This window comes from Streptomyces sp. NPDC006261 (assembly GCF_040613515.1).
In the GTDB taxonomy this organism is placed as follows: Bacteria; Actinomycetota; Actinomycetes; order Streptomycetales; family Streptomycetaceae; genus Streptomyces.
In genome coordinates this window covers 58,726-68,898 of sequence record NZ_JBEXSI010000020.1, presented here as the reverse complement: position 1 = coordinate 68,898, position 10,173 = coordinate 58,726, and the positions used below count along the sequence as shown (strand labels likewise).

The window sequence follows — 10,173 nt, the reverse complement described above, 5'->3', positions numbered from 1 at the left end:
GTGGCAGCCAACAGCAACCAAATCGCAGCAGCGGCACGGCACCAGTCCGCCGTCATCCGCCGCATCGAACAACAAGCCGCCCGCGACGCTGGGCAGCCCCTCGCCCAGGCCCTCGCGGCAGCACAGACCGCGGCGACCCGGCAGTGGGTCCACGCCACCGACCGGCAAACCCTGCCGTCACCCGGCGCCCTGGACCTGCTCATCAAGGCCATCAAGCAACTGCTCACCGAAGCGTTCCGCGGCAAGGGCAAGTTGGCGGCCGACACCATCCGGATTGCCGCCTACAGCTCGGCGCAGCTCAGCGCCCGGCAAGCGTCCGCGCTCGCAGCCGCCATGCGGGAAACCCCGACGCCGCCCGTCCAGCCCGTCATCGGACCCGACGCCGCCGCAGCAGCCGACGCCGTACCCGCCGCTGTTGAGGAAGAGCACGGGCACGCGCTGGCGCTCCTCACCACGGCAAGCCTCACCGCCCTCGGATACTCGGGCGTCACCGGGGTGTTCAACCGGGCCCGGCGTGCGATCACCCGCATCGCCCGGCACGCTGCCGTCGCCGTCACCAGTGCCGCCGCACACGCCGCCGCTGCTGTTGCCCGCGCGATCGGCCCCGCCACCCGGCTCCTCTGGGTCGCCGAACCCGGGGCCTGCGCAGCCTGTGCCGCCTACGCCGGACTCAGTGTCATCGCCGGCCGGCGGTTCCCCGCCGCCCTCTCCCTCGATCCGCGGCGCACCGTGTTCGCCACCGCACCCAAAGGGCCCCCGCTGCACCCGTCCTGCCGGTGCTGGACCATCCCCTACTCCCCCACCTGGCGTGTCGACGGCACAAGGCTGCCGGCTCTGCTGCGCCAGTACGCACGAACTGAAAGGGGGGCCTGATGCCCCATGGAGTGATGGCCGAGGACCGTTGGGATGAGCTCCGGGACCTCCACGCCGAAGGCAAGGGACGGAACGTCATCGCCCGCGAGATGGGCATAGCCACCGGCTGCGTATCCCGCACCGCGGCGCACCTTGGGCTGACGTTCGACCGGACGGCGATCCAGGCCGCGACCGCGGCCCGGCTCGCGGACCTTGCGGAGCGGCGCAGCATTCTCGCCGAAGAGCTCACCAGCGACGCCGAACGCCTCCGGACGAAGTTGTGGGAGCCGACGTTCGTGTACGCGTTCGGCGGGGCGCAGAACATTTTCACCAAGGAGCCCGTCGACGAGCCGCCGCCCGCCGACAAGCGCTCACTCATGAGCACCGTCGGCATAGCCGTCGACAAGTCACTCAAGCTCGCCCCCGCAGAGGCCAACAGCGGCGGAGCCGACGACGCCAAGTCCATGATCGGGAAGCTCGCCCAGGGGATCAGCGCCCTCGTCAACGAGAACGGTGACAACAGCAGCGAGACCACCACGTGACAACAGCCGAGCTCGGGATGTCCCGGAAGCAGTTGGACTTCGTCGCGAACAGCAACGCGCGGATCAACATCGCTTCCGGGTCTATCCGTGCCGGTAAGACGATTTCCACCTTGCTGCGTTGGTTGATGTACGTGGCGACGGCGCCTCTTGGTGGCGAGCTGGTGGTGGTCGCGAAGACCACGAACACTGCGGCCTCGAACGTGTTCATCCCGTTGCAGGATCCCGCCCTGTTCGGGTCTCTTGCGCAGCATGTGCATTACACGCGGGGCGCACCGACTGCGACTATTTTGGGGCGTTCGGTTCGGGTCATTGGTGCGAATGACATCCGGGCCGAGGAGCGTTTGCGCGGTATGACCTGCGCTGGGGCTCTTGTCGATGAAGCGACGCTTGTCCCACAACAGTTCTGGACGCAACTTTTGGGTCGAATGTCCGTTCCTGGGGCGAAGCTTTTTGCCAGCACCAACCCCGGGAGCCCCGCACACTGGCTGAAGCGGGACTTCATCGACCGCCGCGACGAGCTGGGCCTCCGCTACTGGCACTTCACCCTGGACGACAACCCGTCCCTTGCCACCGAGTACACGGACGCAATCCGCGCCGAGTTCGTCGGCCTCTGGTTCAGGCGCTTCGTCCTCGGCGAATGGATCGCGGCCGAGGGCTCCGTCTTCGACATGTGGGACGAGGAACGCCACGTCGTCGACGAGCTGCCGAAAATGCACCGGTGGATCAGCGTTGGCGTGGACTACGGGCAAACGAACCCATTCCACGCCACGCTGCTGGGCCTGGGAAGCAACCGGCGCCTGTACGTGGCGTCGGAGTGGCGGTACGACGGCCGGCAGCAGCGCCGCCAGTTGACGGACATTGAGTATTCCGAGCGGATGCGCGGCTGGCTCAGTGACGTCCCGGGGATCGGCCCGGTGCGCCCGCAGTTCGTGACAGTCGACCCGTCCGCGGCGAGCTTCAGCGCACAGCTGCGCCGGGACAAGCTGACGCCGACGCCGGCGAAGAACGATGTCCTGGACGGGATCCGCACGATGGCGAGCCTTTTGGCGTCGGGGAGGCTCCTTGTTCATTCGTCGTGCAAGGGGCTGATTGCCGAGATGCCTGGCTATGCCTGGGATGACAAGGCGGCTGAGAAGGGCGAGGACAAGCCCATCAAGGTTGCTGATCATGGAATCGACTCGGCCCGCTATGCCCTATTTACTACCCGTGCCCTGTGGCAGCGCCAGCTCGCCCTGGCCGCCTGACCGAAAGGATCTGTCATGCCGCTGCCTCCGTCTGGGAACACTCCGTGGCCGCCTCCGCAGTTGGAGATCCCGCACGCTGATATGGATATGTGGCGTGCCTGGTATTCGGGCGACACCGGGCATTTGGCTCAGGTGTACGGGGGGCCGGCGAGCTACACCCGGAACGGTGTGGCGCGCGCGTTCTTCGAGACGGACCAGCGTCGTGCGGTGGGTGGGGATGAGCTGCGGATGTTCTGGGGGCAGGAGCCGTCTCCGGGCCAGCAGGCGGCGAAGCTGCATGTGCCGATCGGCGGGGACATTGCGGAGATGAGCGCAAACCTGCTGTGGTCGGACGTCCCGACGGTGACGGTCGACGTGGACTCAACGACAAGCGACCTGGCGAAGACCACCCAGGCCCAGATCGGCCGCTATCTGGACGACCGCGGCCACGCCAAGTTCCGGGAAGCCGCCGAGTTGGCCGCTGGGCTGTCGAACGTTTTTGTGCGGGTGGTGTGGGATGTGGAGTTGCGTCCGCGCCCGTGGCTGGACGTGATCCCGGCGACGGCGGTGGTCCCGGAGTGGACGTGGGGCATGCTTTCGGCGGCGACGGTGTGGCGTGAGCTGGAGCCGGCGGAGGACGCCGTGTGGCGGCTGCTGGAGTACCACACCCCGGGGGCGATCGAGTACGGGGTGTACAAGGGCGACCACGCCACCTTGGGCATGCTGATGGACTTCGCCGACCATCATGAGACTGAGTTTCTGGTGAAGCGCACTGACAGCAAGGGCCGTCAGGCGACGAAGGTCGACCGGCTGCTGATCACGCATCTGCCGAACGTGCTGCCGAACCGTGTGTGGGACGGGGTGCCGAACACGGCGCCGCTCGGCCGCAGCGACTATGCGGGCATCGAGCCGATGATGGACGCCCTGGATGAGTCCTGGACGTCCTGGATGCGTGATCTGCGGCTCGGTAAGGCGAAGGTCGTGGTGCCGCAGTCGATGCTCGAAACGGACGGCGCTGGCTCGGGGGCGACGTTCGACCTGGACAGGGAGGTCGTCGTCGCGCTGGGTGGTCTGATCGGTGCGGAGACGATGAAGGACTCAATCACCGAGATCCAGTTCAAGATCCGGGTCGAGGAGCACGAGCGGACGACGAAGGCGTTGCGCCGTCAGATCCTGGCGTCGGCCGGCTACTCCGCCCAGTCGTATGGCGAGGAGGGCTCGGTGGCGGTGACGGCGACGGAGGTCGCGGCCCGCAAGGAAGAGTCGTTGACGACCCGGGGTCTGAAGATCCTGTATCAGCGGCCGGCGCTGCTGGAGGTGCTGACGACGATGATGATGGTCGACGTGACGCATTGCGGGGCGAAGGGTGTGGATCCGGCGGCGGAGTTGACCGCGAGCTGGCCGCAGGCGGTGCAGCCGGACCCGGAGGCGACCGCGCGTTCGTTGTCGCTGCTGGATGCGGCTGGGGCGATCTCGACGTACATGAAGGTGAAGATGCGGGAGCCGTCGTGGGATGAGGCGGAGGTGTTGGCGGAGGTGCGGCGGATCCGGGACGACAAGGCGGCGGCGACACCGGCTGGGGACCCGTTCAACGCCCGTGGCGGCGAGGCTCCGAACGAGGGGCGGCCGGACGACGAGGTTGAGCCCGGGTACGACGAGGGCCAGGAGCAGGACCTGGACGAGGAGGAGCCGGTGGGCGCGGCTTCCCGCCCTGAGTTGGCGGCTTAGCGGCGGCGGGCGCTACGCCGGGCGGGGAGCCGCCGGTAGCGGGTGACCTTCCCACCCTTCGTGGCGTGGGCCTTACCTCGGGCGTACCGGCGAAGTCGCGGGTTGGCCCAGAACAGCTTCCACTGCGCCTTACTGCGGAAGCCGGTGTGTCGTTGGCCTGGCATGGTCACCTCCGGGGTCTCCATGGAGTGTTCCCGCTGCCGCCCTGCCCCAACGCCTCGGCCCGCCTGATGGTTCAGAGGCGGGCCCAGGGTGGGGGTTACATCTGCTGGAGGTCTTCGTTGTGCATAGCGAGGGCTTCGTCGGTGCTTGCCGCTTGGTCCACCGTGCCGTCAGGGAGAACGTGGGTGGCGGTGACGATGATCCATCCGCCGTCGGGACGAAGGTGGATACGGTGGTCGGCGTCGGGGTCTCGGTGCTCGGTGAGTAGGGCGATGATCTGATCGCGGGGCAGGCTGATGCGCGGATAGTTGGCCGTCACGAGTCCTCCTGTACGTATCCGGTGCGGCGGGGTGCCCCGTCGCGGGTGGTGGGTGTCGGGTCGTCGGCGCGCTGGTGTTCTCCGGACCGGCAGAGGACGCAGAACTTGCTGTGCGGGCCGACGTGTTGCACCGGCGGGAGTGGGGCCTGTTCCGCGTCGGGCTGGATCATCGCGGGGGCTCCTTCGCCGGGATGGTCGCGGTGGAGTTCCACCAGGTCTCACGGGTCTCGGGGTTGTCGGGCCCCGGGCGGCGGGCGAAGTCCCGGGTGGTGAGGACCCGGTACTCCCAGGTGCCGTCGTTGCAGGGGCCTTTAATCTCCTGGACGGTTGCGGTCCCGGACCGGGCGGCGGGCCACTGCTGGCCGTAGTGCCTGACCCGGGTGCTCACTGGCAGCGGGTGGTCGCTCATCGCGGGTGGCCGCAGGAGGTGTGGGGGCGGATGGTGGTCGTCGTGATCGTTTCGTTCACGGTGTTCTCCTTCGGTTGTGGGCCGCCGTGCCGTACACAGCGGCCCAGGGGCGGTCAGGGCGTGAGGCTCCGCAGCAGGGACATGGCCTGTGCGATCTCCCCTTCTCGATGAGGTCGGCGGCGCGCGCGGCTTCGCGGCGGATTTCCCGGTTCTCGGCGGCACGGTCGGACAAAGCCGCCTGCGTCGAGACCGTGGCCTCCGACTCAACAGCGTCGATGTACGGGGCGATGCTGTCGGCGGTGATGGTGCGGGTGGACGCGGCGTAGGTGGTCAGGTCGTCACGTGCGCTCATCGGTCTACTCCTCGTCGTTGTTGGCGTCGATGCGCTGGTGCTCCCCGGATAGGCAGAGGATGCAGAACCTGGTGTCGGGCCCGGAGTGCTGCACTCGCGTGACCGGGCTGGGCTCGTCGTCTTCCTGGTCGCTACGCCAGGTGTCGCAGTTCTGGCAGTGCTCGTCTTCCTGCTGGTTCTCGGTGCCGCAGGTCTCGCAGGTCCACATGGTCAGTCCTCGTCGTCGTTGTCATAGTCCCGCTCCAACCATTCGCGGTCGCGGCGTTTCACCTCGGCCAGGGTTTCCTCCCACGGCGGCAACGGGGCCGGGGCAGACGGCGGGGTCACGGGGTGATCCTCACGGCCCGGCGGGCGCGCATGCGGGTCTTGATCTGGTCCTGGGTGGGGGCCGTCCACTTGTGCCAGCCGACGGGGGGCTTCCACCGCCCCATGTGCTCGCGCTCGTCGATGCCGCAGTGCTGGCACCCGGACGGGGACGGCATCGCGATGGCTACCACGGCTCACCACCCCACGTACCGGGCTTCGACCTCTCGGAGCGAGCCAGGCCCCACCTGATCCGCTCGATGCGCCTCTGTACCCGTAGCCAGGGCGCGCAGCTCTCGGTGAAGCACCCGCCGCACAGGGGGATGCCTTCCTCCGGGTTGCTGGAGGCCACCCACCTGGTGGTGGCGTGGTAGACGGGCTTCACGTTCAGGCGGCGTTCCCGGCGAGCTCGCATGCGGGCGAGGATCTGCGTGTTCGTGGGCTGCTCCCAGGTGTGCATGCCCTGGGAGCTGACGTACCGGTGGCCGTGGCTTCCGGCGGCAACACCGCACCACCGGCAACCGAACGGGGACGGGGCAACGTGGTGGCGGACGACCTCGGCCATCAGCTCTCCAGTCCGAGTGCGTCGAGGAGCAGGTCGGTGTCGACGGTGTGGTTGCACTTGTCGCGGGCTTCCTCGGCCAGCATCTCCACGGCGGTCAGTCGGGACTCGGCGGTCTCCAGCTCAGTCTCACGGGTGCGCAGCTTGGTGTTGTCCTCCAGGCGCATGCGGCGCTCGGCGCGCCAGTTGGCCTCCCAGCGCCCCGCCCTTTCCTGCATCGCCGACAGGGCGGCCGACGATTCAGACGCCGCGCCGGATAGGGCCTTCCGCAGCCGGTCGACCTCGGCCTTCTGTTCGGCGCGCGCCTCGGCCAGCGCAAGGTCAACGATCCGCTGGGCAATGGTCTCGTCGCGGGCCCCGCCGTGAAGCAGCATGAACAGCAGCTCTTCGCGGCGGGACGGGTCACGGTCCGGGGTCATCGGGGTGTCGGTCATCGGGGTCCTTCCGTGCCCGCGATCCGGGCAGCGTTGTCCATGTCGTTGTCGGTCTGCGGGGTGCCGCCGCCGTTGACGAGGAGGTAGAACGCCGCCTCGTCCGCCTCGGTGGCGCAGTCCTTCGTCTCGGCGACGAGGAGCGAGCAGTAGCGCTCCATGAATCGCTGCCCCTTGAGCGTCAGCCCGTTCTGCCGGACGTAAGGGCCGTCATCGGTGTCCTCGGTAGCGTCCACGTGGTCGGCGGGCAACCAGGTGGCAGGGATGGCGAACTCGCTGCCGAACCACATGACGGCGGTGGTGAGGCGCTGCTTTCCGTCCACCACGGCCCAGATCCCCTGCCCGGTGTCGTAGGGGTCGTGGCCCGGATTCGCGGCGGCCCATTTCTGGTTGCAGCGGTCGGCCAGGATGACGACACCGGCGGGCAGGCCGCGAAGCCAGGTCTGGATGAGGGCAATGCGCTGATCGAGCGTCCAAACGCCGCCGCGCTGGTATGGCGGGTTGGCGTCGATCTCACCCTCGGCTACCCGACGGGCGAGCCACCGGGCCGACTGGAAGGAGGGGTTGAGGCTGATGTGGTCGAACGGGGCGGGGATCTGTCGGGTCATCGGGGTCCTTCCGGAGGTGGAGCGGGGCCGCCTGGTTGGGCGGCCCCGGAACTGTTCAGGAATCGGGCGGCTACCGCGTGTAGTAGTCGTCCGGGTTGTCGTAACCCCGGTGGGTGACACCGTCCTTCAGGAGCCGGGTAGGGCCGGCCGCCGAGTGAACCTGGTACGCGTAGTAGGCGTTGCCTTCGGCCCGGTTGTCGGTCGCGGTGTCATACGTGCCGACCGTCTTCCACTCGTTCCCGGAGTAGTCGTAGGTCTGGAGCTCGAACACGGGGGCGGTGGAGTTGGTCATCGGGGTCCTTCCGGAGACAGGGCGGGGGTTCATCGGTCGAGTTCGAGGGCGGTGACAACCGGGTGGGGCTCCAGGGCGATCCAGTCGCAGCCGCCCTCGATATGGACCGAGCCGTCGTCGTCCTGGCGGGCGTCGTCGATCGTGAACCGGTCGTGCAACTTCTGCGCCCGTGCGGTCAGGGCGCCGCGAGCCAAGTCACGGTCGAGGTAGACGCCGACGATCGTGCCACCCTCGTGCATCTCACCTTCGGAGAGGATCCACACGGTCAGCCCGGTCAGCCCGGTCGGCTGCTGCTTGATGTCGGGCAGGTTCATAGCGGCCTCCTCAGGCGGCGTTGCGGAGCCGGGTGGCGTGCGCGGTGTACGCGTCGGCCAGCACGTTGCGGACGGTGGGGGTGGTCGGCTGCCCGTCGATGGCGGCGAGCAGCTGGGGCAGGGTCTCCGGGTCACCGGGGAGGTGCAGAAGCTCCGGCTCGTGCGGGGCGACGTCGACGATCGGGTACTGGTCGGCGAGCACCTGCCCCGCCTGGTGGGCGACCAGGGCGGCGAACGCTTCGCTGCGGTACGGGCCGGCTGCCACGGTGTCGTAGCCGAGGCGGGCGATCGTCACGGAGAACAGGGCGGTCGTCTGCTGCGCCGTGAAGTTGGTCTAGGCGACCTCCATGAAGTCGGCCTGGACGAGGTGCCGGGTCTGCTTGTACGTGGTGAGGCCGATGAACAGGGCCTGGTCGAGGGGCTGGTAGGCGGCGACGTGGATCCAGCGGCCGGTGGTGCGGTGCTGCGCCCAGACCATGACCGGGGGCTGCCCGTTTGCGGCGATGTACGCCTTCTTTACGAACTTGCCGTACCAGGACTTGTACCCGTCCTTGAGGTCGTCGGCTCCGAGCCGCTCCAGCATGTCCCCGGTGCGGATGAGGGTGCCGGCGTCGACGGCGACGGCGATGTCCCCGGACAGGCACCGGTAGCGGAGGGCCTTGGTCGTAGTGCGGGCGGCCTGGTGGGTGCGGGCGATGACCTTGGTGAGGCGGGTCGGCATGCCACCGAGGGGGGTGGGGCGGTACGCGGTGAGGGCTGCGACCGCGGCGCGGAGGGTGCGGAAGGCGGCGGTGATGCGGCGGCCGATCAGGTGCCAGGTGCGGCCGGTGCGCTGGATGGTGAAGGTGCCGGCGGTGGTGGCGGCGGTGTAGTGGCCGGCTGCGCGCTTCACGATCTGGGTGAGCTTCATACGGATCCCCCTCGGTGCTGTGCTGCTTGGTGATGACCCAACCCTATAGGCCAACACGTTGCCCACGCAAGAGGCCAACCTATTGGCCACCATGATTCTTTAGCTAGGGCAACCGGGTGGCCTTATCGGTGGCCAACAAATGTGGGACCATGAACCCATGGCCACCGACTACGCCCCCGACGAAGAAGCCACCCGGCTGTACGCCCGTTACAAGCGCGCCCGTGAAGCCGAAGCCGAGCTCAAGGACCCCATCCGGGAGCAGGCGGCAGCCGACCTCAAGGCCGGCGCAACCGTCAGCCAACTGGCGAAGCTCACCGGCCTTACCCCGGAGTACTTCCGGCGCATCGCCCGCGCCGAGGGAGTCGAGCGCCTCCGCCCGCCGACCGTGGGCAAGCTCAAGCCCGAGGGAGACCACTCATGACCGACGCCTTGGCGGCTTTCGTGAAGGCCCAACTCGACGACGACGCGCAGGCGGCGCGGGCGGCGTCGTGGGACGAGTGGGACAGCGCCCACTGGACCGCGCACCACCGCGAGAAGTGCGACGGGCGATGGGTCATCGTCGACCACGCCGATGAGGGCGTCACCGAGGTGACGCCGCACGCAGCTGACGATGCAGGGGTGGCGCGGCACATCGCCCGCCAGGACCCGGCCCGCACCCTGCGGGGAGTCGTTGCGGCGCGGGCCGTACTGGACCTGTACGAGGAGGCTGGGGACCGCATGGACCGGGCCATGAGCGACGGAGACACGGTCGCGTACCAGGAAGCGCGGATCGAGCAGAGGACGTTGCGCAAGGTGCTGCTGCGCGAGGCCGCCGTCCACGAAGCCCACCCGGACTACTTGGAGGAGTGGCGGACGTGAGTGACCCGACTGTCCTGTACGACGTGACCGAGCAGGTCCGTGACTCGCTGACCTCGGCTCCGCTGATCGGCTGGACCGGTGACCGGCACTACGACATCGCCGCCACTCACGCCGCAAGCACCGCCCTGTATGAGGTCGCGGACATCCTGCGGGAGCGCGCCGAGGTGTACGCGGCCGACGGCAAGCACGAGGCCGCACGGGCGCTCCTCGATGAAGCGGACCGGCTCGCCGGCAGGGAACGGACACGCCCCGACTGCCCTTAGCGCTTCACCGGTTCGCCCCCACCGCCTCTGCTCCCCCGGCAGAAT

19 protein-coding genes are annotated in these 10,173 nt (G+C 68.6%); 7 read left to right on the top strand and 12 right to left on the bottom strand.

What is annotated here, in order from left to right; translation table 11 throughout:
• Genes ABZ154_RS15580 through ABZ154_RS15565 form a run of 4 tightly spaced genes read left to right on the top strand, consistent with a single transcriptional unit; the run spans window position 1 to window position 4,345 of the window.
• The gene (locus ABZ154_RS15580; RefSeq protein ID WP_356832799.1) at window positions 1–873 is read left to right on the top strand and encodes a hypothetical protein; all 873 of its coding nucleotides are present in this window, start codon (window positions 1–3) and stop codon (window positions 871–873) included.
• Window positions 873–1,394 (top strand): hypothetical protein, encoded by a 522-nt coding sequence (locus ABZ154_RS15575; protein ID WP_356832797.1) that lies wholly within the window; start codon window positions 873–875, stop codon window positions 1,392–1,394. The genes ABZ154_RS15580 and ABZ154_RS15575 overlap by 1 nt, the downstream gene beginning before the upstream one ends.
• A complete protein-coding gene (locus ABZ154_RS15570) occupies window positions 1,391–2,638 on the top strand; it encodes a PBSX family phage terminase large subunit (protein ID WP_356832795.1) in 1,248 nt (415 codons plus the stop codon). The genes ABZ154_RS15575 and ABZ154_RS15570 overlap by 4 nt, the downstream gene beginning before the upstream one ends.
• 60 nt (window positions 2,639–2,698) lie before the next feature.
• Complete coding sequence (locus ABZ154_RS15565; RefSeq protein WP_356832793.1) at window positions 2,699–4,345, top strand: hypothetical protein; 1,647 nt, start codon at window positions 2,699–2,701, stop codon at window positions 4,343–4,345.
• A 259-nt stretch (window positions 4,346–4,604) separates the two neighbouring features.
• Here ABZ154_RS15565 and ABZ154_RS15560 read toward each other — a convergent pair whose 3' ends face one another.
• The 12 genes from ABZ154_RS15560 to ABZ154_RS15505 all read right to left on the bottom strand — a co-directional run bounded on the left by ABZ154_RS15560 (window position 4,605) and on the right by ABZ154_RS15505 (window position 9,007).
• Window positions 4,605–4,826, bottom strand: coding sequence for a hypothetical protein (locus ABZ154_RS15560; protein WP_356832791.1), 222 nt, complete (start codon window positions 4,824–4,826; stop codon window positions 4,605–4,607).
• Window positions 4,823–4,996 (bottom strand): hypothetical protein, encoded by a 174-nt coding sequence (locus ABZ154_RS15555; protein WP_356832789.1) that lies wholly within the window; start codon window positions 4,994–4,996, stop codon window positions 4,823–4,825. The genes ABZ154_RS15560 and ABZ154_RS15555 overlap by 4 nt, the downstream gene beginning before the upstream one ends.
• A 294-nt stretch (window positions 4,997–5,290) precedes the next feature.
• Entirely contained in the window at window positions 5,291–5,587 is a 297-nt protein-coding gene (locus ABZ154_RS15550; RefSeq protein WP_356832787.1) for a hypothetical protein, read from the bottom strand.
• Window positions 5,588–5,591: 4 nt separating this feature from the next.
• Window positions 5,592–5,795, bottom strand: coding sequence for a hypothetical protein (locus ABZ154_RS15545; RefSeq protein WP_356832785.1), 204 nt, complete (start codon window positions 5,793–5,795; stop codon window positions 5,592–5,594).
• Window positions 5,796–5,910: 115 nt separating this feature from the next.
• Window positions 5,911–6,084: a hypothetical protein gene (locus ABZ154_RS15540; protein WP_356832783.1), complete on the bottom strand. Its 174-nt coding sequence runs from the start codon at window positions 6,082–6,084 to the stop codon at window positions 5,911–5,913.
• On the bottom strand, window positions 6,078–6,455 hold the full coding sequence (locus ABZ154_RS15535) for a hypothetical protein (protein WP_356832781.1): 378 nt from the start codon (window positions 6,453–6,455) through the stop codon (window positions 6,078–6,080). The genes ABZ154_RS15540 and ABZ154_RS15535 overlap by 7 nt, the downstream gene beginning before the upstream one ends.
• Entirely contained in the window at window positions 6,455–6,886 is a 432-nt protein-coding gene (locus ABZ154_RS15530) for a hypothetical protein (RefSeq protein ID WP_356832779.1), read from the bottom strand. The genes ABZ154_RS15535 and ABZ154_RS15530 overlap by 1 nt, the downstream gene beginning before the upstream one ends.
• Window positions 6,883–7,491: a DUF262 domain-containing protein gene (locus ABZ154_RS15525; RefSeq protein ID WP_356832777.1), complete on the bottom strand. Its 609-nt coding sequence runs from the start codon at window positions 7,489–7,491 to the stop codon at window positions 6,883–6,885. Before ABZ154_RS15525 ends, ABZ154_RS15530 begins: the two co-directional genes overlap by 4 nt.
• Window positions 7,492–7,561: 70 nt before the next feature.
• Entirely contained in the window at window positions 7,562–7,783 is a 222-nt protein-coding gene (locus ABZ154_RS15520; protein ID WP_356832775.1) for a hypothetical protein, read from the bottom strand.
• A gap of 29 nt (window positions 7,784–7,812) precedes the next feature.
• Entirely contained in the window at window positions 7,813–8,097 is a 285-nt protein-coding gene (locus ABZ154_RS15515) for a hypothetical protein (protein WP_356832773.1), read from the bottom strand.
• A 10-nt stretch (window positions 8,098–8,107) separates the two neighbouring features.
• Complete coding sequence (locus tag ABZ154_RS15510; RefSeq protein ID WP_356832771.1) at window positions 8,108–8,392, bottom strand: hypothetical protein; 285 nt, start codon at window positions 8,390–8,392, stop codon at window positions 8,108–8,110.
• Between the two features lie 39 nt (window positions 8,393–8,431).
• Entirely contained in the window at window positions 8,432–9,007 is a 576-nt protein-coding gene (locus ABZ154_RS15505; RefSeq protein WP_356832769.1) for a hypothetical protein, read from the bottom strand.
• A gap of 157 nt (window positions 9,008–9,164) precedes the next feature.
• Here ABZ154_RS15505 and ABZ154_RS15500 point away from each other — a divergent pair, with 157 nt between their 5' ends.
• The 3 genes from ABZ154_RS15500 to ABZ154_RS15490 are packed head-to-tail and all read left to right on the top strand — an operon-like array spanning window position 9,165 to window position 10,128.
• Window positions 9,165–9,428: a hypothetical protein gene (locus ABZ154_RS15500; RefSeq protein ID WP_356832768.1), complete on the top strand. Its 264-nt coding sequence runs from the start codon at window positions 9,165–9,167 to the stop codon at window positions 9,426–9,428.
• Window positions 9,425–9,865, top strand: a complete 441-nt coding sequence (locus ABZ154_RS15495; protein WP_356832766.1) for a DUF6221 family protein — start codon at window positions 9,425–9,427, stop codon at window positions 9,863–9,865. The genes ABZ154_RS15500 and ABZ154_RS15495 overlap by 4 nt, the downstream gene beginning before the upstream one ends.
• On the top strand, window positions 9,862–10,128 hold the full coding sequence (locus tag ABZ154_RS15490) for a hypothetical protein (RefSeq protein ID WP_356832764.1): 267 nt from the start codon (window positions 9,862–9,864) through the stop codon (window positions 10,126–10,128). Before ABZ154_RS15495 ends, ABZ154_RS15490 begins: the two co-directional genes overlap by 4 nt.
• Window positions 10,129–10,173: the final 45 nt, after the last annotated feature.

Excerpts from the sequence above, each read along its gene's own strand:
- ABZ154_RS15515 (WP_356832773.1), bottom strand. The coding sequence starts at position 8,097 with ATGAACCTGCCCGACATCAAGCAGCAGCCGACCGGGCTGACCGGGCTG.
- ABZ154_RS15545 (WP_356832785.1), bottom strand. The coding sequence starts at position 5,795 with ATGTGGACCTGCGAGACCTGCGGCACCGAGAACCAGCAGGAAGACGAG.
- ABZ154_RS15495 (WP_356832766.1), top strand. The coding sequence starts at position 9,425 with ATGACCGACGCCTTGGCGGCTTTCGTGAAGGCCCAACTCGACGACGAC.
- ABZ154_RS15500 (WP_356832768.1), top strand. The coding sequence starts at position 9,165 with ATGGCCACCGACTACGCCCCCGACGAAGAAGCCACCCGGCTGTACGCC.
- ABZ154_RS15535 (WP_356832781.1), bottom strand. The coding sequence starts at position 6,455 with ATGGCCGAGGTCGTCCGCCACCACGTTGCCCCGTCCCCGTTCGGTTGC.
- ABZ154_RS15520 (WP_356832775.1), bottom strand. The coding sequence starts at position 7,783 with ATGACCAACTCCACCGCCCCCGTGTTCGAGCTCCAGACCTACGACTAC.
- ABZ154_RS15550 (WP_356832787.1), bottom strand. The coding sequence starts at position 5,587 with ATGAGCGCACGTGACGACCTGACCACCTACGCCGCGTCCACCCGCACC.
- ABZ154_RS15575 (WP_356832797.1), top strand. The coding sequence starts at position 873 with ATGCCCCATGGAGTGATGGCCGAGGACCGTTGGGATGAGCTCCGGGAC.
- ABZ154_RS15555 (WP_356832789.1), bottom strand. The coding sequence starts at position 4,996 with ATGATCCAGCCCGACGCGGAACAGGCCCCACTCCCGCCGGTGCAACAC.
- ABZ154_RS15525 (WP_356832777.1), bottom strand. The coding sequence starts at position 7,491 with ATGACCCGACAGATCCCCGCCCCGTTCGACCACATCAGCCTCAACCCC.
- ABZ154_RS15505 (WP_356832769.1), bottom strand. The coding sequence starts at position 9,007 with ATGAAGCTCACCCAGATCGTGAAGCGCGCAGCCGGCCACTACACCGCC.
- ABZ154_RS15530 (WP_356832779.1), bottom strand. The coding sequence starts at position 6,886 with ATGACCGACACCCCGATGACCCCGGACCGTGACCCGTCCCGCCGCGAA.